The organism is Rothia nasimurium (genome assembly GCF_049068285.1).
GTDB lineage: Bacteria > Actinomycetota > Actinomycetes > Actinomycetales > Micrococcaceae > Rothia > Rothia nasimurium_I.
Genome location: NZ_JBLKPV010000002.1, coordinates 199,966 through 222,109 on the forward strand (window position 1 = coordinate 199,966; position 22,144 = coordinate 222,109).

At 60.0% G+C, this 22,144-nt stretch carries 19 protein-coding genes and 4 tRNA genes; 8 read left to right on the forward strand and 15 right to left on the reverse strand.

From position 1 onward, the window contains the following. Positions 1 to 21: 21 nt before the first annotated feature. Positions 22 to 1,161: an aspartate-semialdehyde dehydrogenase gene (asd, locus tag ACMXX3_RS02920; protein WP_421083274.1), complete on the forward strand. Its 1,140-nt coding sequence runs from the start codon at positions 22 to 24 to the stop codon at positions 1,159 to 1,161. Positions 1,162 to 1,170: 9 nt separating this feature from the next. Then, complete coding sequence (locus ACMXX3_RS02925; RefSeq protein WP_421083275.1) at positions 1,171 to 1,599, forward strand: GntR family transcriptional regulator; 429 nt, start codon at positions 1,171 to 1,173, stop codon at positions 1,597 to 1,599. Here ACMXX3_RS02925 and ACMXX3_RS02930 read toward each other — a convergent pair. The 3 genes from ACMXX3_RS02930 to ACMXX3_RS02940 all read right to left on the reverse strand — a co-directional run bounded on the left by ACMXX3_RS02930 (position 1,596) and on the right by ACMXX3_RS02940 (position 4,408). After that, the gene (locus ACMXX3_RS02930) at positions 1,596 to 1,991 is read right to left on the reverse strand and encodes a PGPGW domain-containing protein (protein WP_421083276.1); all 396 of its coding nucleotides are present in this window, start codon (positions 1,989 to 1,991) and stop codon (positions 1,596 to 1,598) included. The two genes, ACMXX3_RS02925 and ACMXX3_RS02930, sit on opposite strands and share 4 nt — an antisense overlap. Positions 1,992 to 1,998: 7 nt before the next feature. After that, positions 1,999 to 3,090, reverse strand: coding sequence for a UDP-N-acetylmuramate dehydrogenase (locus ACMXX3_RS02935; protein ID WP_421083277.1), 1,092 nt, complete (start codon positions 3,088 to 3,090; stop codon positions 1,999 to 2,001). Positions 3,091 to 3,184: 94 nt separating this feature from the next. Continuing rightward, a complete protein-coding gene (locus ACMXX3_RS02940; protein ID WP_421083278.1) occupies positions 3,185 to 4,408 on the reverse strand; it encodes an MFS transporter in 1,224 nt (407 codons plus the stop codon). 319 nt (positions 4,409 to 4,727) lie between these two features. Here ACMXX3_RS02940 and ACMXX3_RS02945 point away from each other — a divergent pair, with 319 nt between their 5' ends. Next, positions 4,728 to 5,450, forward strand: a complete 723-nt coding sequence (locus ACMXX3_RS02945) for a hypothetical protein (protein WP_421083279.1) — start codon at positions 4,728 to 4,730, stop codon at positions 5,448 to 5,450. Positions 5,451 to 5,467: 17 nt separating this feature from the next. Continuing rightward, a complete protein-coding gene (locus ACMXX3_RS02950) occupies positions 5,468 to 5,671 on the forward strand; it encodes a hypothetical protein (RefSeq protein WP_421083280.1) in 204 nt (67 codons plus the stop codon). Between the two features lie 62 nt (positions 5,672 to 5,733). Here the strand turns inward: ACMXX3_RS02950 and ACMXX3_RS02955 are convergent, their stop codons facing one another. The 7 genes from ACMXX3_RS02955 to ACMXX3_RS02985 all read right to left on the reverse strand — a co-directional run bounded on the left by ACMXX3_RS02955 (position 5,734) and on the right by ACMXX3_RS02985 (position 11,079). After that, positions 5,734 to 6,195 carry a MaoC family dehydratase gene (locus ACMXX3_RS02955; protein WP_421083281.1) on the reverse strand — a complete coding sequence of 154 codons (462 nt, stop codon included), beginning with the start codon at positions 6,193 to 6,195 and terminating at the stop codon, positions 5,734 to 5,736. Positions 6,196 to 6,198: 3 nt separating this feature from the next. Next, positions 6,199 to 6,645: an FAS1-like dehydratase domain-containing protein gene (locus ACMXX3_RS02960; RefSeq protein WP_421083282.1), complete on the reverse strand. Its 447-nt coding sequence runs from the start codon at positions 6,643 to 6,645 to the stop codon at positions 6,199 to 6,201. Positions 6,646 to 6,774: 129 nt separating this feature from the next. Next, a tRNA-Thr gene (locus tag ACMXX3_RS02965) sits at positions 6,775 to 6,846 on the reverse strand. Between the two features lies 1 nt (position 6,847). Then, positions 6,848 to 6,921 (reverse strand) — tRNA-Met (locus ACMXX3_RS02970). Between the two features lie 28 nt (positions 6,922 to 6,949). Next, positions 6,950 to 7,021, reverse strand: a tRNA-Thr gene (locus ACMXX3_RS02975). Between the two features lie 80 nt (positions 7,022 to 7,101). Beyond that, positions 7,102 to 9,018 (reverse strand): DEAD/DEAH box helicase, encoded by a 1,917-nt coding sequence (locus ACMXX3_RS02980; RefSeq protein WP_421083385.1) that lies wholly within the window; start codon positions 9,016 to 9,018, stop codon positions 7,102 to 7,104. A gap of 456 nt (positions 9,019 to 9,474) precedes the next feature. Beyond that, entirely contained in the window at positions 9,475 to 11,079 is a 1,605-nt protein-coding gene (locus tag ACMXX3_RS02985) for a DUF2079 domain-containing protein (protein ID WP_421083283.1), read from the reverse strand. Between the two features lie 106 nt (positions 11,080 to 11,185). On the opposite strand from ACMXX3_RS02985, the gene ACMXX3_RS02990 reads away from it, so the two are divergent. Continuing rightward, positions 11,186 to 12,196, forward strand: a complete 1,011-nt coding sequence (locus tag ACMXX3_RS02990) for a DNA-3-methyladenine glycosylase family protein (protein ID WP_421083284.1) — start codon at positions 11,186 to 11,188, stop codon at positions 12,194 to 12,196. A gap of 71 nt (positions 12,197 to 12,267) precedes the next feature. Here the strand turns inward: ACMXX3_RS02990 and ACMXX3_RS02995 are convergent, their stop codons facing one another. From ACMXX3_RS02995 to ACMXX3_RS03005, 3 genes are all read right to left on the reverse strand, one after another. Continuing rightward, positions 12,268 to 12,675: a thioredoxin family protein gene (locus tag ACMXX3_RS02995; protein ID WP_421083285.1), complete on the reverse strand. Its 408-nt coding sequence runs from the start codon at positions 12,673 to 12,675 to the stop codon at positions 12,268 to 12,270. Positions 12,676 to 12,830: 155 nt separating this feature from the next. Then, positions 12,831 to 12,915 (reverse strand) — tRNA-Tyr (locus ACMXX3_RS03000). Positions 12,916 to 13,077: 162 nt separating this feature from the next. Further along, complete coding sequence (locus tag ACMXX3_RS03005; protein ID WP_421083286.1) at positions 13,078 to 13,464, reverse strand: hypothetical protein; 387 nt, start codon at positions 13,462 to 13,464, stop codon at positions 13,078 to 13,080. Positions 13,465 to 13,643: 179 nt separating this feature from the next. On the opposite strand from ACMXX3_RS03005, the gene ACMXX3_RS03010 reads away from it, so the two are divergent. Beyond that, positions 13,644 to 14,135, forward strand: coding sequence for a YajQ family cyclic di-GMP-binding protein (locus ACMXX3_RS03010; protein WP_237188802.1), 492 nt, complete (start codon positions 13,644 to 13,646; stop codon positions 14,133 to 14,135). Positions 14,136 to 14,285: 150 nt separating this feature from the next. Here ACMXX3_RS03010 and htpX read toward each other — a convergent pair whose 3' ends face one another. Continuing rightward, complete coding sequence (gene htpX / locus ACMXX3_RS03015) at positions 14,286 to 15,185, reverse strand: zinc metalloprotease HtpX (RefSeq protein ID WP_421083287.1); 900 nt, start codon at positions 15,183 to 15,185, stop codon at positions 14,286 to 14,288. 148 nt (positions 15,186 to 15,333) lie between these two features. Then, positions 15,334 to 18,969, reverse strand: coding sequence for a sigma-70 family RNA polymerase sigma factor (locus ACMXX3_RS03020; protein WP_421083288.1), 3,636 nt, complete (start codon positions 18,967 to 18,969; stop codon positions 15,334 to 15,336). A gap of 991 nt (positions 18,970 to 19,960) precedes the next feature. Here ACMXX3_RS03020 and ACMXX3_RS03025 point away from each other — a divergent pair. Both ACMXX3_RS03025 and ACMXX3_RS03030 read left to right on the forward strand, forming a co-directional pair. After that, positions 19,961 to 20,506 (forward strand): Fur family transcriptional regulator, encoded by a 546-nt coding sequence (locus ACMXX3_RS03025; protein WP_421083386.1) that lies wholly within the window; start codon positions 19,961 to 19,963, stop codon positions 20,504 to 20,506. An 85-nt stretch (positions 20,507 to 20,591) separates the two neighbouring features. After that, positions 20,592 to 22,058, forward strand: coding sequence for a catalase (locus ACMXX3_RS03030; protein WP_421083289.1), 1,467 nt, complete (start codon positions 20,592 to 20,594; stop codon positions 22,056 to 22,058). The last annotated feature ends 86 nt before the right edge of the window (positions 22,059 to 22,144 follow it).

Here is a 22,144-nt window from a genome sequence, read left to right on the forward strand (position 1 = left end):
CCTAGAAGCTAGACTGAGACCATGACTTTTACAACTGGTGACTCCGTAGGCTTCGTAGGCTACCGCGGCATGGTCGGCTCCGTCCTCATGCAGCGGATGCTCGATGAAGGCGACTTCGCCGGGATTAACCCGGTCTTCTTCTCAACTTCCCAGGCAGGCTCCCCCGCCCCCACCTTCGGCGGTGCCCTGGCTGAATCCACCCTCAAGGACGCCCACGATATCGACGAGCTCGCCAAGCTGCCCGTCATCGTCACTGCCCAGGGCGGCGACTACACCAAGGCCGTCCACTCCCAGCTGCGCGAGCGCGGCTGGCAGGGTATCTGGATTGACGCCGCCTCAACCCTGCGCATGAACGATGACGCCGTGATCGTCCTGGACCCCATCAACCGCGATGTTATCGACCGCGGCCTGGACTCCGGTATCAAGGACTTCATCGGTGGCAACTGCACCGTCTCCTGCCTGCTCATGGGTCTTGGCGGCCTGTGGAAGCAGGGCCTGGTTGAGTGGGGTACCTCCATGACCTACCAGGCTGCCTCCGGTGGCGGTGCCCGCCACATGCGCGAGGTTCTCAAGCAGTTCGGCGACATCAACGGCCACGTCAAGCCCGAGTTGGACGACCCCGCCTCCGCCATTCTTGAGATTGACCGCAAGGTGCTGGAGCTGCAGCGTTCCGGTGAGCTGGACACCACCCAGTTCGGTGTCCCCCTGGCTGGTTCCCTGATTCCCTGGATTGACTCAGATTTGGGCAACGGCCAGTCCCGCGAAGAGTGGAAGGCTGAAGCTGAGTCCAACAAGATTCTGGGCTTGGAGGGCGATGAGCGGGTTGCCCTGGATGGCCTGTGCGTCCGTATTGCAACCATGCGCTCCCACTCCCAGGCTTTGACCCTGAAGCTCAAGGAAGACCTGACCGTTGAGGAAATCGAGAAGATCATCGATGAGGACAACGAGTGGTCTAAGGTTATCCCCAACACTAAGGACGCTACCGTCGAGGGTCTGACCCCCGTTGCGGCCTCCGGTACCCTGGATATCCCTGTGGGCCGTATCCGCAAGCTCTCAATGGGCCCCCAGTACATCTCTGCTTTCACCGTGGGTGACCAGCTGCTCTGGGGTGCCGCTGAGCCGGTGCGCCGTATGCTGAAGATTGCAACTGGCACCCTTTAGACTGGTGCTATGACTGAACACGAGATGCCCCCGATTCATGATTCTCAGGAGGAATTGAGCGGGGGCATTCGTGATTTAAATTTTAGGGTTGATAAGGGCTCGGACGTTCCCCCCTACTCCCAGTTGCGGCGGGCTATTATTGCCGCCCGGGCTTCTGGGGCGCTGGCTGCCGGGGATAGACTACCGCCCATGCGGGCCTTGGCAGCTGAGACGGGTCTGGCCCTCAATACGGTGGCCAAGGCCTATAAGGAGCTGGAGGCTGCCGGGGCTATTGAGACGCACGGCCGGGCCGGGTCCTTTATTACGGCCCTTGATTCAACGGCGCATAAGGCCCAGACCCTGACCGAGAAGTACATTACCGCCATGCGTAAGCTGGGCTTTGAGGACCAGCAGATCCACCAGACCCTGGACCGTATGCTGGGGCTGGAAAGCTCCTAGGGGTGGTAGTGCTTCCCGTTGGGGCAGTGGTGTTTCTTGTTGGGGCGCTGGGCCCAGCGGGCTGCGGTGCGGCGGCGGTTGACCCGCTGGCGTTTGGCTTCTAGTTCCCGCCACAGGGAGAGGACTTTGGCCCTGGCCCACACGTTGAGGCGGTGGGCCCAGTGGAACTCGGTGCCCCACAGGCTCATGCCCATGAAGATAAAGAGCCAGCCGGGTCCCGGCGTCACCAGCATGATAATGCCGGCAACGATGCAGAGAAAGCCCAGCCCTATCACCAGCAGCCGGTAGAGCATCAGCAGGGCGGCGTGACGGCCCATGAAGGCGCGGACCCGCTCCATGCGCCGATGCAGGCGGCCGCCCTGCCCGCTTTCAATCTCTTTTTCTAGGCCCATAGACGCCCTAGAGAGTGAATCCTACGGTGACGGGTTCAGGCTCAAGGTGCACCCCAAAACGGGCTTCAACCCCGTCGCGTACTGCCCGGGCGATGGCCGCAATGTCGGCAGTTGAAGCGCCACCTCGGTTGGTGATGGCCAGGGTGTGCTTGGTGGAGAGAGAAGCCCGGCCACCAGCAAGCTTAGCGGCCTCGCCCTCTAGCCCGAAGCCCTTATCGAAGCCGGCCTGCTGAATCAGCCAGGCGGCTGAGAGCTTGACCATGCCCTCGATAGGTTCACCGGTGGGGGTGGTGGCCGGGTAGGACGGGGCCCCCTCGGGCAGGGTAGCGCCAAGGGCTTCGGGGATGATGGGGTTGGTGAAGAAGGATCCGGTGGAGTAGGTGTCGCGGTCGGCGGCGTCCAGCACCATGCCCTTACCGGCACGCAGGCGCAGCACGGTTTCGCGCACCTGGCGGGAGTCGGCCCGCTCCCCCACCTCAACGCCCAGCTGGCGGGCCAGCTCAGCGTAGCGGACGGGGGCAGACTGGGAGCCGTGCGGCAGCTGGAAGTCTACGGTCAGCACTACATAGCGGGGGGAGCCGTTGACGGTGGACTGCTTGAGGATCGAATCCCGGTAGGCGAACTTGAGGTCGGCGTTAGCGAAGGTCTTGTAGCTACCGGTTTGGCGGTCCCATGTACGCACCGAAGCGATGGTATGGGCAACCTCAGAGCCGTAGGCCCCCACGTTCTGCACGGGGGTGGCGCCCACGGTGCCGGGAATACCTGAGAGAGCCTCAAGCCCGGAGAGTTCCTGTTCGACAGCATAGGCCACCAGGTCATCCCAGGTATGGCCGGCCTGCACGCGCAAGGTGGTGCCGCCGCAGGCATAGTCGCTAACGGTCTCGATACCGGTTGAAGCGATATGGACCACTGTCCCGTCAAAGCCCTCATCGGCTACCAGCAGGTTAGAGCCCCCACCGACTACCAGCAGGTCTTCTCCTGCCTGGTCGGCGGCGCTTACGGCCTCGATAATTTCCTGCTCGCTGGTGGCCTCAACGAAGAGGCGGGCGGGGCCGCCCACAGCGGCAGTGGTCAGTTCACTTAAAAGCTTGTCAGTCACGGTGCCTATTCTACCGGCTTAGCCCGGGTGCCGCCTGCCTGCCCCCTGAGCTGTCGCTGGGAGCCGGGCAGGGGCGTCCTGACCTCTGCCCTACCTAGATTTTTTCGGTATGGACGGTGCGGCTGGGCTTCTTAGGTTCTAGCTGGCTAGTGAGAGCCAGGGAAACCACCACAAAGACCAGGACGGCCAGCAGGCCGTTGCGGATACCGAAGTGCTCCCCCAACAGGCCCAGCAGGGGCGGGCCGCCCAGGAAGGCCGCGTAGCCGATAGTTGAGACAACGGAGACGCGGACGGCGGCCTTGAGCGGGTCGTCGGAGGCGGCTGACATGCCGGTGGGGAAGCCCAGGGAGGCCCCCAAGCCCCAGAGCAGCAGGCCAACAAAGCCCAGGGGCAGGGTGGGGGCGAAGATGAAGAGGGCCAAGCCGAGTATGGCAAGGGAGCAGGTGGTGCGCAGCACCGCTACCCGGCCGAAGCGGTTGAGCAGGGCGGTGCCGCCAAAGCGTCCTACCATCATGGCCACCACGAAGGTGAAGTAGCCCAGCGAGCCAATGGTGGTGCTGGTGCCGTAGTCATGGGTGAGGGCCAGGGCTACCCAGTCGTTGGCTGAGCCTTCGGCCAGGGCCATGCCGAGGACGAAGAGGCCGATGAGGATAGTGTGCTTATCGCGCCAGGCGTCGCGCACCCGGTAGGAGCCGACAGCGGCGATGGCCTGGGTGTCGTCCTGGCCGTAGTTTTCGCTGTGGCAGAACTTGAGAGAGATAAGGACGAGGGCAGCAACAGCAAGGGCGAAGTAGAGCATGTGGACGGCGAAGGGCACACCCAGGCGGGTATCCAGGGTGCCGATAGCGGCCCCGACGACGGTGCCAATGGAGAAGAAGCCGTGCATGATGGGGGTGACGTAGCGGCCCAGGGCCCGCTCGTTGGCTACGCCCTGCACGTTGGAGGCCACGTTGGAGACAGCTGATCCTAGGCCCTGGAGCATGAGACCCAGCAGGGTCACAGGGACGCTGGTGAGGTGGACGCCCAGGCCGATGAGGATCATGCCGGTGACGGTGACGGTGTAGGCGGCTGCGATACAGCGGATGGCCCCGAAGCGGGCCACGAAGGTACCCGAGAAGCTGACAGCGCAGAAGGAGCCGATGGTCATGCCCAGCAGCAGTAAGCCCATGGGCCCGGAGCTGAGCCCTAGCCCGTTGGCCACATCGGGCAGGCGGGTGAGCAGGGCGGATACCACTAGACCACTGGCGAAGAAGAGCCCCAGCACCGCCCTGTACCAGGTCTTGATCTGCCGGTCGGAAAGCTGGGATTTTTTTGCCATGGCGGGGAGGCTGCCTTCTCTAAAGTAACGGGCTGGTACTGGTCTATTCTAGTACCCTGCCTTAGGTGGTTGACGAAACCTTAGTGCCTACCTGGAACTGGCATTCACAAGGAAAACAAATTTCTCAGGCAAGGCCGAGAGGGTTGGTGTTTTGGGTACTGGGCACCCCCGAGTGAATAAGCCTCAATTTTCACCAACAGATTTACTCAGAGGCATTGACTTCCTGTTACGCAGGTCACTAAAATCTTGTTAACGGAAGCTCTATATTTCTAGACAACTCCGTTGCAGCTCACAAATGTTACAACAAGGAGGTTGACTCATGAGCTTGCACCGCCTACTTCCAGCCCAAGGCACCGCCCTCATAGCTTCCCTACTTTTTTTGGGGGCTCTCGTAGCGGGCACACCAGCACAGGCGCAGACAGTTTTATCTAGCGCAGATAACATTCAGGTGGCAGAACCCGTTTCAGCAGAGAATCAACAAATCCTGGATTTCTTCAACACCTACGGGGTCCAACCCGAGGTGCAAGAGGAACTTCTGCTGAAGCTACAGAATGGTGAGATATGGGACTCCCTCGGTGGTGTTGCCCCGATCTCGGAGAAACAACTTCCCAGCGGAGAAATACTTTCAACCTTCCCGGACGGTTCCATCGCTGTTTTTTCTTACTTCGACGGCCAGCAAGCTACGTTACCTTCCGCTTCTCTAGGCAGATTAGTATCACCGCAATCAGTTTCTGACTGTGCCTTCTCAGGTAGCCACTACGCTATGTATTGGAAAAACTGTAAAGCTGTATGGAGCTACGGTTATGCGAACTTCACTTTACGCTTCAATTACGAACATACTCAAGGCGGATGGCGTATCTCGCACTATTGGGAAGATATGTTCAGAAGCTACAACGGTAACGTATCCAACACTAGGGTAATTCGATATTCCGATACGCACGTCACCTACTATGCTGACTATAAAGCAAATAACGGCGGTAGCCACCGGGTTAAGAATGACCTTAAGGTACACAAATCTACTGCTTGGACAGAGAAGGGATAAGCGCCAAGGAGAACATCATGGATTTCCATTTTCTAATGTCCAGTTTTCTGGGAGTTATTGAAGGCTATATTAGCCTGCTGTTTGGGATTATCGGTGTCCCCCTTCTTACAGTTATGGGTTTCATAACCTTGAGGAGCCAGCACCGCAAGAACATGCTCACCATTGAGCAGCTTGAAAGAGCGAAAGACAGAGAGCAACAAAACCATAAAACCTCTGACTAAACCAGTAAAAGATGGCCACCACTTCTAACGGAAATGGTGGCCACCTTTTATCGTCTACGGTTTTAACCGAAAGAAACCAAGGCCTGAGCCTTCATCAGCACCTTCTGCTCTTTACCCTCGGTGTCAGGGGCGGTGACGGTCAGATCAATACGGGCTGTGCGGGCGTCCGCATCCAGGGCGCCGACCTTACCGGCAACCGAGATGACGTTGCCGCCGGTAGCCGGGGAAGCCGCGTCCTTAGCATCGGGCACCGGCACAGGCTTAGAGAACCGGGTCTGGTAGTCCACAATGGCACCGGCGTCCCCCACCCAGTCAGTCACCAGCTGCACGGCAGCCCCCATGGTGAACATGCCGTGGGCAATCACGCCAGGCAGGCCCACGGCGGTCGCAAAACGCTCGTTCCAGTGAATAGGGTTAAAGTCGCCGGACGCGCCCGCGTAAGCCACTAGGTCAGCCCGGGTGACGGGAATCTGGCGGGCACCAATCTCGGTGCCCTTCTCAAGGGAGTCAAAAGAGATAGCCATGGGTTAGTCCTCCGCCCGAACCAGCAGTGATGAAATGCAGGTAGCGACTTTCTCGCCCTCTACAGTGGTAATTTCTTCGCGGGTGGTGAACATAGCGCCAGCCCCCATAACCCGCACGCTATCGACGTGAACCTCGGTCAGCAACTCGTCCCCGGCCACGATCGCGCGGTGGTGGGTAAAGCGCTGGTCAGCGTGGACCACCCGGGAAAAATCAATGCCAGCTTCGGGGTCAGCAATCAGGGCAGCGTCTGCCTTCTGGGCCAGAATAATGGCGAAGGTGGGCGGGGCAATCAGGTCACTGTAACCGGCGTCCTGGGCCGCCTGCACGTCAAAGTGCAGGGGGCTGGTGGCCTTCACGGCTGCAGCGAATTCACGGATTTTCTCTCGCCCCACCGAATAGGGCTCAGTGGCCGGGTAAACGCGGCCCACAATCTCTTCATTAATAGCCATGTAAACACTCTACGGGGCAGGGCCAGGTTTCATGAAATAAAGAGGGAAAAAGTTCAAATACCAGCCCGGGGGCTGGCCCGAATTTTGAATACAAAAAACCTGCCAAGCTATTGCTTGACAGGTTATCTGAGCCCCGACCGGGAATCGATCCCGGGACCTCCATCTTACCAAGATGGCGCTCTACCACTGAGCTATCGGGGCGTAGCGGTGGACGGGCTCGATCCGTCGACCTCACGATTATGAGTCGTGCGCTCTAACCAGCTGAGCTACACCGCCAAGTACAAACCACATGGGCTCATACGAGAGCCCCGACCGGGAATCGATCCCGGGACCTCCATCTTACCAAGATGGCGCTCTACCACTGAGCTATCGGGGCAACAGATACTAGCTTACGATACATCCTAGAGAAGACGCAAATCCAGAACCTGCTTTTTGAGGTGTTCTAGGGCACAAACCTTAGAACTTCTTGCGGCCCTTTTTCTTGCCGCCAAAGTCCTTGCCACCAAAGTCGCGGTCGAACTTCTTTTTACCGCCGAAGTCCTTCTTACCGAAGCCGCGATCATCACGGTCAAACTTCTTCTTGAAGCCCTTGCCGCCGAAGTCCTTGCCGCCGAAGTCACCGTCGCGGTCAAACTTCTTGCCGCCGCCCTTGGGGCCGCGGTCCTTCTTGATGTTGATGAACTCACCGGCTACCTGGGTGTCGCGCAGGCGGTCGAAGAAGTCACCGGGCAGTTCGTTCTCGGGCAGGGAGACGATAGTGAAGTGCTGGCGGATATCAATGGCACCGACCTGGCTGCCCTTGAGGCCACCCTCGTTGGTCAGGGCACCGACGATCGCTGCCGGGGAAACGCGGGAGGAGCGGCCGACGTTCAGCTTGTAGTCAACCATGCCTTCCTCTGAATGGCGGCGGCCGCCGCGGGGCTTTTCGTCCCGGTCAAAGTCGCGGTCGCGGTCGCGCTTCTTGCTCTTGGGCTCGGGCATTTCTTCAGCCAGGAAGGGGCGGCCCTGCTGGGCGATGACGGCCAGGGCTGCTGCGATTTCTTCGCCTTCAACATCGTGCTCGTTTGCGTAGGAGTCAATGAGCTCGCGGAAGAAGCTGAGATCTTCGGTTTCGATGGTGTCGGTGATCTGCTGGGCGAACTTCTGCTTGCGGTTGCTGTTCACGTCGTCCACGGTAGGCATGTGCATCTGCTCAACCTGCTGGCGGGTTGCCTTTTCAATCTGGCGGAGCATGTACTTTTCGCGGGGGGTCATGAAGAGGATCGCTTCACCCTCGCGGCCTGCACGGCCGGTACGGCCAATACGGTGGACGTAGGATTCGGTGTCGTGGGGGATATCGAAGTTGACGACCAGGGAGATACGCTCAACGTCCAGGCCGCGGGCGGCGACGTCGGTGGCAACCAGGATGTCAATGCGGCCATCGCGCAGGGCTTCGACGGTGCGTTCACGCTGGTTCTGGGGGATGTCGCCGTTAATAGCAGCCGCCTGGTAGCCGCGGGCCTTGAGCTTATCGGCGACCTCTTCGGTTTCCTTCTTGGTGCGGACGAAGGCGATGATACCGTCGTAGTCTTCAACCTCAAGCACGCGGGTCATGGCTTCGAGCTTGTGGGAGTGCATGACCTGCATGTAGCGCTGGCGGATGTTGGCGCTGGTGGTGGTCTTGGACTTGACGCGGACCTCGACGGGGTCGTTGAGGTACTTGTCAGCGATCTTGCGGATGGTCTTGGGCATAGTGGCCGAGAAGAGGGCTACCTGCTTGGAATCGGGGGTGCCTGCCAGGATTTCTTCAACGTCCTCAGCAAAGCCCATGCGGAGCATTTCGTCAGCTTCGTCCAGGACGAGGTACTGCAGGTTGGAAAGGTCCAGGGAACCCTTCTTGAGGTGGTCGATGACGCGGCCGGGGGTACCGACGACAACCTGGGCACCGCGCTTGAGGCCGGCCAGCTGGGGGCCGTAGGGGGAGCCGCCGTAGATGGGCAGGACGGTGAAGTCGTCCATATCGGTGGCGTAGGAGGAGAAGGCTTCTGCAACCTGCAGGGCCAGTTCACGGGTGGGGGCCAACACCAGCACCTGGGTGTCCTTGGAGACCCCGTTGATGTCAGCGAGTTCTGCCAGGGTTGAGAGGGCGGGCAGGGCGAAGGCTGCGGTCTTGCCGGTACCGGTCTGGGCGAGGCCCAGGACGTCGCGGCCTTCAAGGAGGAGGGGAATGGTTTTGGCCTGGATGGGTGAGGGCTTTTCGTAGCCTACCTTGTCGAGGGCGGCCAGGACGCGGGCATCAAGGCCCAGGTCGGTGAAGCGCACGGTTTCTTCTTCGGTGGTTGCTTCAGTATTTTCTGCGTTGACGGCAGTATTTTCAGTCAATGTTTTCCTCATCGAGTGGGGGTTCAGCACGGATTTTCGTGCGGACGGGTGTTCCCCGTGGAATGCTCGCGAGGGGCCTCGCAGTGAGGTCTTCGGTTCGTGGGCGCTGTGCCTTCGACTGTGGACGCGCTGGTGCGCGGTTTTCTAGCTCCTGGGCTAGTACAGGTGGGTTAGGGGGTCGTGGCAGCGAGTCTAACCAGGCAGGGGCTAATGGCTCCTGCGGGTGAAGGGGTGCGCGCTTGGGCGAGCTGATTACACATCAGGTTCTCTTCTAGGTTCAACCGTTTTCTTTTGCCTAAGAGGATTGAACGCGCGTAGCCCTTCGGTGGTTTGCCGGTTGCATCCGGCTGTTTGCCGGTGGTGGGCATGGGCGCTAGAGAAGCGTCTTTCGGGGGTTCCCGAGTCTTACCTTTCAACCCTACCCTAGTTTTCTGGGTTTGGGGGTGTGGGGTGATAAAGGGTACAGGTTTAGGGGACCCGGCGGGCGATGTCGATAGTTCCGATGGTGGTGTAGTGCTCGTAGGTGGCTTCCCCGTAGCGGCCGGTGGCGTAGGTGAGGGCGCTGGCGGGTGGATGGCCGCCCCAGGCGCTTCCGGCTAGGTCGATAATGACGTAGTCGGGGGCTGGCTGGCCTGAGTGGTTGATCCAGTAGACGGTGTGCTCGGGGATCAGATAGGTCAGGACGGAGAGGTCAGTAGCGACGCTGGAGCCGGCCGGTATTGCTTCAAGCACCTGGGTTTTCATCTGGTCACTTGCGCTGGCTCTTGTGGTTGCAAAGGCGGGGTTGGCTAGATCTGCGAGGGGCTGGCTGGCTGTCCCTACAAGGTTAATGACCAGAACCAGGGCCGGCAGGAGGACGGGGGCCCGGTGGCGGAGGGTACCGAGTACCTTGGCGGTGGCTTGGGCTAAGGGGGCTGATCCCAGCCGGTAGGCGGGGGTTTGGGTGCGGGCCTTGGCCTTGGCGAGCGCGTCCAGCAGGGCCATGAAGATCATGGGCATGAGGACGAGGTTGTAGTGCCAGGTGGCTTCCCAGTAGCCCTCTTGGGGGGAGAGGAAACGCCAGATGATAGTGGGCAGGACGATGAGGGCAAGCGGGCTGACAATCCAGGCGAGGGCGCCGGTGAGCAGGAGCAGGCCGAGGGTTGCAGTTTTGGTCCAGGGGTAGAAGAGCTGGGCGAAGGAGCCGAGGGGGTCGCCGAGGGCGGCTGTGACATCAAGCTTGTCGGAGTAGTCGAAGACTCCGCCGGTGTTGAAGAAGGGCAGGATGACGCTGACGGCTAGCACCGACCAGGCTGCCCCCCAGAGGGCGAGCAGGCTTGATTCGGCAACGCCTGGGGTTTTCGTCCAGGAGCGGGTGAGGGCTCGGAGGCGGTTACTCCAGGGGGTTGCCCCGGCGCTGGCGAGGGGGAAGAGGATGTTGGTTGCAGTGGTTACCCAGCCGGTACGCCAGAGGATAACCAGCCCGAGGACGAAAACGGTGACGCCGACGTCCTCTTTGACAAAGACGAGGGGGGCACCCCAGTAGGTTGCGCGTAGGAGCAGGGGGCCGGGTTCGGTGGTGAGGCGGGTGAGGGCTAGGTAGCCCAGGCTGAGCATGAGGAAGGGCAGGGCAAAGGCGACCTCGTGGAACTGCACGGAGACAGCCTGTTGGACGCCGAAGCTCAGGGCATAGGCGGCACCCAGGGCGAGGGCAGCCCAGGGGGCCACAATGCGTTGGGCGAAGCGCACCAGGAGGTAGACGGAGAGAGCAACCAGCCCGTTTTGCACATAGAGCAGGGTGGCAGGTGAGGGCCAGAGCCAGTAGAAAGGGGTTAGCAGGAGGGTGAGGGGGTGGAAGTGGTCACCCAGGAGGTTGAAGCCCTCGCCCTTAATGGGCACGATGGGGGCCTCACCGTTGGCGTAGGCTTTGGCTAATTGGGCGAAGATGCCAAGATCCCATGAGGGAATCACATAGTGTTTCCACTGAAAGTAGGAATAGGTACTGTAGACCGCAAAGACCACCAGGGCCAGCAGGGCAGCGAGGGCCCGGGCTCGGCCGGGCTGAGGTTCGGCCGGGAGGTTCAGCTTGCTCATTGATCTTCTTTTCTGCTTTGGTGGGGCTCGGCTTCTTACGAGTATAGACAGTTCTCCCGATGATATGGAATGAGTGCCGGGGCCACCCCATGAGACGATAGGGAGCATGTTGAAGGCTTCCATGACTTTTGAGCCCACCCACCGGGTCCACCTGGGGCAGACTTTCACCTCCCTGCAGCGGGGTGATTTCGACCCCTTGTTTAGGGCGGTGAGGACGGCAGCTGGCCCGGCCTACTGGGCAACAGCTAGGGAGTCTGGGGTTGGGTTACTGGCCCGGTTTGCAAGGACGCACCCCACCGATTTACTGGCCCCGGTGCAGGTTACCCTGTGGGCTGACCCCGCCCAAGCCGACCTGCCTGCAGGTGCTGCGGCGGTGCCGTCCGCCCTTGAAGCCTTCGCCGCGCGGGTGTCCTCCTGGTTGGGGGAAGCTGACCGGTGGAGCTCTTTCACCAATTCCCCGGCCTGGGAGCAACTGCCGGGCCGGCTCCAGAGGACCCGGGCCGAAAATCCCGGCCTGAGATTACCCTCGATTGGTCTGCTGTCGCAGAACATCCTTCTGGCAATCACCGAACAAAGGGTTACCGGAATGGAAGCGATGGGCGGTATGCGGGCCCTGCTACGCCAGTACGGCACCCCCGCCCCGCTCACAGGCCAGCCCGACCAGCCAGACGGCATGATTATTTTCCCGGACCCGACGGTCTTTGCAGGGATCCCCGACTGGACCTACCACCGGGCCGGTATCGACCGCGCCCGCGCCTCAGCCATGATGCACTACGGGCAGCGGGCTCCGTCCTTTGAACGGTTCGCTACCACCAACCCCGTCAGCGAACTCGCTAGGGCTCTCCATTCGGTGCCCGGTATCGGGCCCTGGACTATCGCCGAAGCCCTCCAACGCTACTGCGGCCACCCAGATGCCATCAGCGTCGGCGACTACCACCTGGCCCACCACGTCACCTACGCCTTTGACGGAACCCGAGGCGACGACGTCCGGATGATTCAACTCCTAGCCCCCTTCACAGGCAACCGGCAACGGGTCATTGCCCTCATCAAGGCAGCTGGCATTTCAGAACCCCGCCGGGCCCCGCGCTACTCCCCCAATGACATCCGCACCCTCTAGGCCCGAATAAACCACAAGGGCCCTTACCCGAAAACCGGGTAAGGGCCCTTGAAAAAACCTAAAGGACAGGCTTATGCCTGGCTGGGATCATCAGAAACAGCTTCACCGTTAGCCTGGGCAGCTTCCTGCTCAGCAACCTGCTTATGAACTTCTGCCATATCCAGGCCCTTAACAGCCTCAATAATCTGGTCGAACTGCTGGCCGTTGAGCGCACCGGGCTGGGAGAAGACCAGGACGCCTTCGCGGAAACCCATGATAGTGGGAATTGAGGTAATACCTGCGGCAGCTGCCAGCTGCTGCTGATCTTCGGTATCAACCTTGCCGAAGGTAATATCAGCGTGCTTCTCTGACGCTGCTTCAAAAATGGGGCCGAACTGCTTGCAGGGGCCGCACCAGTCTGCCCAGAAGTCGAGGAAGAGAATCTCTGAGGACTCGACGTGCTGGGTGAGGTTTTCCTGTGTGATTTCAATGGTTGCCATGGGGAACACGCTACCCGGTTTAGGGGGCCATGTCTAAAGACTGTGGCAGGTTTCTCTCTCAATGAAGTTCCCCCACCGCTGAAAGTCATCCATCAACACGGAAACAGGGCAAAAAGCAGAAAAAAATCCCGCCTCCGAAGAGACGGGATTTTTGCTGGTGGCAGATGAGGGATTTGAACCCCCGTAGGCAATGCCAGCTGATTTACAGTCAGCCCCCTTTGGCCGCTCGGGTAATCTGCCGTATTCAATTTCTTGAACCATTCACTTCTTCAAGCGAACAGTAGAATACTTTACACGGCTTTGGGGAACTTTGCAAAACCAGAACCAGCCTTTGTTACCAAGACCACTCAGTTGGGGCTAGGGAAAGGGAAAAGTCCGGTGGCTCCCCCCCCCTCACCCTGCCTATGCGCTGACTGCAGCCTCTTGCTCCAGCAGCAGTGAAATCTCAAGGTTTTCAAGGTAGGCGTAGGCCTGCTCGGGCGTACACATACCCCCCTTAATCTCTCGTTCAAGATTTTCTTTCACACCCTCGAAACGGGCGATGAGGTCGGGGTGACGAAGGTCTGACCCAAGACCGGGGGCAAAATCCTTCAGGGTCTCTGCAATGCCAGCCGGACGGACGTCCTGGGGAATCTCAAAATTACCCGCCTCCAAATCAGCTACCAGGGCTTCATAGGCCTTCTGAACAGAAGCAGGGGTTACAGCTTGTAATTCGTGAGCTGCAGTAAGGGCTTCGGCACCGGGCTGTAGGCCGGCACCTGAAGCAGCAGCTGTCTTTTTTTCAGCCATGCCTTCATTCTTTCTGATAAAGATGAACTTCAGCTGAGAATGCGGTCACAATTTCATAACGATTCTAAGAACCTGACCACCGGCCCCAAAACAAGGTACGGTTAGATGTGAAAACCCTCCCCTCCTCCCCCAGCTTGGGGAGGCGGGGCACCACCAGTTCACCGAAAGAGGTACCACCTGTGGCAAGCGATTCATCATTTGACGTCGTCTCAAAGGTAGATAAGCAGGAAGTCTCCAACGCCCTCAACCAGGCCCAGAAGGAAGTAGCCCAGCGCTACGACTTCCGCGGCGTCGGCGCTGAAATCGACTTCTCCGGCGAAAAGATTCTCATCAAGGCAAACTCTGAAGAGCGGGCCCTGGCTGTTCTTGACGTCTTCCAGTCCAAGCTCGTCAAGCGCGGAATCTCCCTGAAGTCCCTTGACTCCGGCGACCCCTACGCCTCCGGTAAGGAATACCGTATCGAGTCCTCCATCAAGGAAGGCATTGCTCAGGACCAGGCCAAGAAAATCTCCAAGCTGATTCGCGAAGAGGGCCCCAAGTCCGTCAAGGCCACCATTCAGGGCGATGAGCTGCGCGTTACCTCCAAGTCCCGCGATGACCTGCAGGAGGTCATTGCCCTGCTCAAGGGTGCAGATCTTGAGGTAGACCTCCAGTTCGTCAACTACCGCTAGATAACTGGCCCTGCCCCACCTAGCCGGGGTAAGGCCGTCCACCCCTTAATCTCAAAAGCTCCCCTGGCTGATGTAGCCAGGGGAGCTTTCTTTTATCCTCACTCCAGGAATTGGTACGAACCCATCCTCTGGTTAGGGGAGCCGCTAGGTTTAGAGGTGACCCATCTGGCGGGCCATCCCCTCTAGGCGGGCAATACGGTCGGCCATGGGCGGGTGGGAAGCCATCAGATTCTTCACGGAACCGCCTGCACGGAAGGGGTTGGCAATCATCATGGAGGCAGCACCGGCAACCTGCGGCTGGTCTGGGTTCATGGGGTAGCGGGAAACCCCGTTCTCTAGCTTGTGCAGGGCTGAGGCCAAGGCTAGAGGATCTCCGGTGAGGCGGGCGCCGTCCTCGTCTGCGTCGTATTCGCGGGTGCGGCTAATAGCCATCTGCATGACGGCTGACACCATGGGGGCTAAGAAGGCCAGGAAGAGGGTGAAGATCAGTCCACCTGCCCCGCGGTTTTCTTCATCTCGGTTTCCTCCAAACATCATGCCGAACATGGCGAACTGGGAGATGGAACCGACTACCGAAGCCAGGGCTGCGGCAATGGATCCGGTCAGGATATCGCGGTTGTAGACGTGCATGAGTTCGTGGCCGATGACGCCGCGCATTTCGCGTTCGTCAAGTAGCTGCAGGATTCCCTCGGTACAACAGACGGCTGCGTTCTGGGGGTTGCGGCCGGTTGCGAAGGCGTTGGGGGTCATGGTGGGGGCGACGTAGAGCCGCGGCATGGGCTGATTAGCCTTAGCAGAGAGTTCTTCAACGATCGCATACAGCCCGGGGATTTGCTCCCGGGTGACCGGGTAGGCGTTCATCGATTTGATAGCGATTTTGTCTGAGTTCCAGTAAGTGTATGCCACCATGCCGACGCCGACGAGGCCCATGAGGAGGATCCAGATGGAGCTTTTTGTGTAGGCGGCCAGGCCTGCGCCGATGAGCAGGAGCAGACCCACCATCGAGCCGAGGAGGAGCGCTGTTTTCAGACCGTTATTGTGACCGTGCACAGGGTACCTTTCTGGGGGTAGGGGTCTTCTTGACTATAGATTATCGGACGTGCCGGGTGGGTTTCTGGGGGTGGGCTGAGAACTAGCTGAGTGGTTTTAAAGTTTTGGCGCCTGCCTGCCCCAGCTGGGGTAGGCAGGCGCCGGGGGGCTAGCTGCACATGACGAATACTAGTTCGCCGTAGCCGTAGTAGCTTTCGAGGACGTAGACCCCGTAGGGGTGATCGAGGAGCATCCGGGGAATGTACTCGCGGAAGTCAATGGGAGCACCGTGCAGGTCGAAGGAGAGCTGGCAGGAGATGTTGGTAGGCAGGTCCTTGCCAAAGTCGTCCCAGGGGATTGACTTCATGAACTCGTAGTATTCCGGGGTGCCAACCCAGCTACGGGGGTCATCCGGGTCGAGTTCGGGGAGCTCGGGTTCAACCGGCAGCTCAGGCTCAACGGGCAACTCGGGTTCAACCGGTAGCTCAGGCTCTACAGGCAGCTCAGGCTCGACGGGCAGCTCGGGCTCGACGGGTAGCTCAGGCTCTACAGGGAGTTCCGGCTCTACAGGGAGCTCGGGCTCGACAGGTTCAACCGGCAGCTCGGGCTCAACAGGCAGTTCCGGCTCGACAGGTTCAACCGGCAGCTCGGGCTCGACAGGTTCAACCGGCAGCTCGGGCTCAACAGGGAGTTCCGGCTCGACGGGGAGCTCGGGTTCAACCGGGAGTTCCGGCTCGACGGGCAGCTCGGGTTCGACAGGGAGCTCAGGCTCGACAGGGAGCTCAGGCTCGACAGGCTCGACGGGGGGCTCAGGCTCTACAGGGAGTTCCGGCTCTACAGGGAGCTCGGGCTCGACAGGTTCAACCGGCAGCTCGGGCTCAACGGGCAGTTCCGGCTCGACAGGTTCAACCGGCAGCTCGGGCTCAACAGGCAGTTCCGGCTCGACAGGGAGCTCGGGTTCAACCGGGAGTTCCGGCTCGACGGGCAGCTCGGGTTCGACAGGGAGCTCAGGCTCGACAGGGAGCTCAGGCTCGACAGGCAGTTCCGGTTCGACGGGGAGCTCGGGTTCAACCGGCAGCTCAGGCTCGACAGGCTCGACGGGGAGCTCAGGCTCTACAGGGAGTTCCGGCTCTACAGGGAGCTCGGGCTCAACAGGCTCGACGGGGAGTTCCGGCTCGACCGGCAGTTCCGGCTCGACGGGCAGCTCCGGTTCAACCGGCAGCTCCGGCTCGACAGGCAGCTCAGGTTCAACCGGCAGCTCGGGCTCAACCGGGAGTTCCGGCTCGACAGGTTCAACCGGCAGCTCGGGCTCAACCGGGAGTTCCGGCTCGACAGGTTCAACCGGCAGCTCGGGCACAACGGGTAGCTCAGGCTCGACCGGGAGCTCCGGCTCAACGGGAAGTTCCGGCTCGACAGGTTCAACCGGCAGCTCGGGCTCAACGGGTAGCTCGGGCTCAACGGGTAGCTCGGGTTCAACCGGCAGTTCCGGCTCAACAGGGAGCTCAGGCTCGACAGGCTCAACCGGCGGTTCCGGCTCGACGGGCAGCTCGGGTTCAACCGGCAGCTCGGGCTCTACGGGGAGTTCCGGGTCGATGGGCAGCTCGGGCTCGACAGGCAGTTCCGGCTCAACCGGCAGTTCCGGCTCGACAGGTTCAACCGGCAGCTCGGGCTCAACAGGCAGTTCCGGCTCGACGGGGAGCTCGGGTTCAACCGGGAGTTCCGGCTCAACCGGCTGTTCGGGCTCTACGGGCAACTCGGGTTCAACCGGGAGCTCCGGCTCAACAGGCAACTCGGGCTCAACAGGCTGTTCAGGTTCGACAGGGAGCTCAGGCTCAACGGGCAGTTCCGGCTCGACGGGCAGCTCGGGCTCGACGGGCTGTTCCGGCTCAACAGGCTGTTCAGGTTCGACAGGCTCGACAGGGAGTTCCGGCTCAACGGGCAGCTCAGGTTCAACCGGCAGTTCCGGCTCAACAGGCTGTTCAGGTTCGACAGGCTCGACAGGGAGTTCCGGCTCAACGGGCAGCTCAGGTTCAACCGGCAGTTCCGGTTCTACGGGCAGCTCGGGCTCAACGGGCAGCTCAGGTTCGACAGGCAGCTCAGGTTCGACAGGCAGCTCGGGCTCAACAGGCTGTTCGGGCTCGACCGGGAGCTCAGGCTCAACGGGCAGTTCCGGCTCAACGGGAAGCTCGGGCTCGACCGGCTCAACAGGGAGCTCAGGTACAACAGGTTCAACAGGCTGCTCAGGTGCAGGTACTACAGGCGCCTCAGGAGCAGGTTCACCGGGTACAACAGGAAGAACAAGCTCCGGCTGGGGGGCCGGCACAGGGACAGGCTGGGCAACAGAAACACCAGAACCCTGGTCAACAGGCTGAGCAGGTGCAACAGGACCAGTCGCGCCCGGGGACGCAGGAGCTTGCACAGCAGGCAAGGAAACACGGCTTGCCACATTCTCTACAGATTCAGGCGCAAATACCGCTGAAGAAACAGGTGAAGACACATCACTTACAGCACCAGCTGCTGATCCACCGTTGACAGTTGCAGCTAGAGAACTGACAGCCTGAGTTGAACCTTGACCAATGGAAGAACCGGTGGAAGGTTCAGCCCCACCAGATGCAGCAGACTGGTCAACCGAAGAATCAGCAACCGCAGAATCCTGATCGTCAGAATCAACCGAATCCAAGACCTCAGCAGGCACAGCCGCGCTCCCCTGAGCCTCATCAACCAGGGAATCGGCAATACCTTCAGCAGCTTCTTTATTCTCTGCTGATTCAGGGGTATGCAACTGGGAGTCTGCACTAATCAAAGGCTGATTCGGTGCAGTGTTATTCACGAGTGCAATACCGCCAGCCACAGCGCCAAGTGCAGTTGCCACCGCAGCAGCACCAGCAATTGCCTGGCTACCGGAGTTCCAACGTCCGCCCATCAGGCTATTCCCCGAGAGCAGCCCCCCGCCCTGGGTAGCGCCAGCGACACCACCGGCAGCAAGACCGCCGGTGAGGAAGGGAAGAAGGACCTTGGAGCTATCGGTGATAATGGGGGCAAAACCTGCCAGCACGGGGAAAATCCATACCCGCATGGACTTGTTGATACCCGCAAGATTCAGGTATTCAGAGGTGCAGTAAGAACACACTGAAAGGTGGGTTCGCAGGGCTTCGCTACGCTTCTTCGTCAAAGATCCACGGACCATTGAGCTCAGGTGGGACGCGTACTGAGCGCATTCAGGGGTCTTCGGGGCATTCTGGTGGGCACGCAAAAAGCCTTCACGGAGGCTTTCGCGGGCACGGGTAGCCAAGGCTGACACAGCATTGGCTGAAAGATTCATGGTGAGGGCAACCTCGCGAGGCTTCTTATTCTCAACCTCGGTCATCCACAAGACAGCCTGCCAGCGTTCAGGCAGACCGGTGAAGGCAGAAATCAGCTCATCAGATTCATGCAAGCGCAGGACGGACTCGTCGAGAGACCCCATCGCCTCAAGATGATCGTCTTGGCTTGGGATTTCTTTCTGGGCAAGCAGGCCGTTCTCGGCGGCAAGGTGGGCAATAGTCGTCGCCAAGTAGCCACCCACAAAGGACCGGGGGCCCTTACCGTTTTTGAGCGCCTGGAGGACACGGACGAAGGCCTCAGAAACAATGTCTTCTGAGAGGGTGGAATCATTGGTGTGCTTGTAGGCGACAGCGCGAGCCATCGATACATAGCGTTCATAAAGTACACCAAATGAGTCGAGGTTACCCTCGCGAACATTTGCCAACAAAAGTTCGTCGGTCATACCGGTCTGAGCGGCGTGAGCGGTGTTCTGTGGTTGCATGGATGTCCCTAGTTCAATGCGAGCCAAACCTCAGCATAGAGTACTGAGGCATTCTCTCTAGTCTATCTATTTATCTGGTGTCTTTGCATTAATGTGTACGAAAAGTGACGAATATATACATGGGTCCGACCGCTCTCCCCCGAGAGCAGTCGGACCCATGGCTATACCCGATGGAGGACAGACGGTGCGAGCGCCTGCTCCTTTTCGGTACGGTGGGCCAGCCTAGTGGCTCACCCAACTGTTGCGGTGTTTCAATTTCAAGTGTGTATGGTGCCACCACCCGCGAACGGCGTTGGCACCTGGTGGTGGTCCTGAGTGCGAAACATTCCCACCGGTTACCTCTATTGGTCGTATGTATTTTTTCCCTGGGTTCTCTGTGTGCCTTCTTTTCAGAACCCGCGAACGGCCCTGACTGTCTAGCCTGGTTTATTCAGAACCCGCGAACGGCCCTGAACTTCCGTGTGTATTCAGGTGGCAGAGCCGCCTGAGTTTCCAGCAGCGGCGGCCCTGCACCTTTTTGAATACACATCACAGTGTTTGCTTCTTGTCTGAGGCGTTTTCCCCTAGTCTCAGACGGTCAGCGGTGGAGCTCACTGATCCCCACGATCGTATGTGGGCTCCGTTTGTTTATTCCCTTATGTTTCGTTCCCGCTTCCCATGACGGGAACGAATTTGGTTTGGTTCACTGTTGGGCCTTGCGAAGGCTTTGGCAGATTCCCTGACAGTTTTGCGCTGTCATAGATAAAGAGCGGTTTGGCCCTGTTTCGTGACGCGAAAATCGGGAACTTTTTGAAGTTTTTTCTGAAAACTTCGTAATTCCTGCTTTGACTAGGTATTTTGCTGGGAAAGATTTTTTGAAATTTTCTGATTTTTCTCCGCAAACCCCCGGTTCAGGACGCCCACACCCCTTTCAGCGGGGTCCTGCAAGGTCTTAACCTCACCCCAGACAGTTATTGTGAAGCATTCAAAATAAGGTTAGTATGGTGACATGATGTCAGTAACCGTCACGCCAACCCCAGGGCGGTGCCACCACATCCCCGGCACCGAAACCACCCCGGCAGAGTCCCACCAGCAGGCCTGGACAGCCCAGCTCCGCGCCAAAGGACGCCGCGTGACCAAGCAGCGACTCGCCGTCCTCACGGCCGTCCACGACAACCCGCACTCAACCGCCGACGCTATCGTCACAGCCGTCCGCCAAGAACTGCCGGGAATCACCGTCCAGTCCGTCTACGTCGTCCTCGCAGACCTCACTGACATCAACATGCTCCGCAAGTTCGAGCCCCCCGGGTCAGCAGGGCTCTACGAAACCCGCACCGGCGACAACCACCACCACGCCTACTGCATCCGCTGCGGCACGGTAGAAGACGTCGACTGCGCTATCGGAGCAGCCCCCTGCCTGACCCCCAACAACTTCCACGGAATGGCCCTCATCAGCGCAGACGTCCTCTATCGAGGAATCTGCGCCGCCTGCCAAACCGTTGAGGAACAAGAAATAGCCCAAGCCCAGCAGGCCGCCGCGCAAGCCCAAGCCAGCTAGGCTCCCGCTACCTGCAACCGGCTAATCCCACACTCACCAACAGGTACAGCCAGTTGCATTCCACCCCACACAGAAAGTAGGAGTAATGAACAACCCCATCAAGCCCGGTTCATTCACCACCACCGCCCAGGGTGCCCCCGTTGCCTCAGACAACGACTCCCTGACCGTAGGCAATGACGGCCCCATCGTCCTGCACGACGCCTACACCGTAGAAAAGCTCGCCCAGTTCAACCGCGAGCGCGTCCCCGAACGCGTCGTCCACGCTAAGGGCACCGGTGCTTTCGGCGTATTTGAAACCACCGAAGACGTCTCCAAGTACACCCGTGCAGCCCTCTTCCAGCCCGGCGTCTCCACCGACATGGTGATCCGCTTCTCCACCGTTGCCGGTGAGCAGGGCTCCCCCGACACCTGGCGCGACCCCCGCGGCTTCGCCATCAAGTTCTACACCACCGAGGGTAACTACGACATCGTCGGCAACAACACCCCCGTCTTCTTCATCCGCGACGCCATCAAGTTCCCCGACTTCATCCACTCCCAGAAGCGCCTGCCCGGTTCTGGCCTGCGTGACAATGACATGCAGTGGGACTTCTGGAGCCTCCGCACCGAATCAGCCCACCAGGTCACCTGGCTCATGGGCGACCGCGGTATCCCCGCAACCCTGCGCCACATGGACGGCTTCGGCTCCCACACCTACCAGTGGATCAACGCTGAAGGCGAGCGCTTCTGGGTCAAGTACCACTTCAAGACCGACCAGGGCAATGACTTCCTGACCGCCGAAGAAGCTGAGCGTCTGGCCGGTGAGAACGCCGACTACCACCGTCAGGATCTCTACGAGGCAATCGCCCGCGGCGAGTTCCCCTCATGGACCCTCTACGTCCAGGTCATGCCTTACGAGGACGCCAAGACCTACCGTTTCAACCCCTTCGATCTGACCAAGGTCTGGCCGCACGCCGACTACCCGCTGATCAAGGTCGGTAAGATGACCCTGAACAAGAACCCCGAGAACTTCTTTGCCCAGGTTGAGCAGGCTGCTTTCTCACCCTCCAACTTCGTTCCCGGTATTGGTGCTTCCCCCGACAAGATGCTGCTCGGCCGTATCTTCTCCTACCCCGATGCCCACCGCTACCGCATTGGCACCAACTTCGCTGACCTGCCCGTCAACTATGCCAAGAACGCTGAAGTCAACAACTACAGCCAGGACGGCGCAATGCGCTACTCCTTCAAGACCGCAGATGCCCCCGTCTACGCCCCCAACACCTTCGGTGGCCCCCACGCTGACGCTGCCCGCGCCGGTGAAGGCTCCTGGGAGGCCGACGGCGCCCTCGTCCGCGCAGCTGCTACCCTGCACGCTGAGGACGACGACTTCGGTCAGGCCCGCACCCTCTACGCCGATGTCATGGACGACGCCGCTAAGGCCCGTCTGGTTTCCAACATTGCCGGCCACGTCGGTGCTGTGAAGTCAGACGAAATCCGTGAGCGTGCCTTCAAGTACTGGGATTCCGTCCACGAAGAGCTGGGCGCCCGCGTCCGCGAAGCTGTCGCTGGCAAGTAGGCTAGCCTGCTAGCTCCTCGCTAGGAATATACTCAAGGCCCCCGTCCTGGTTCGCCAGGGCGGGGGCCTTCTTGTCTGCTGTACCA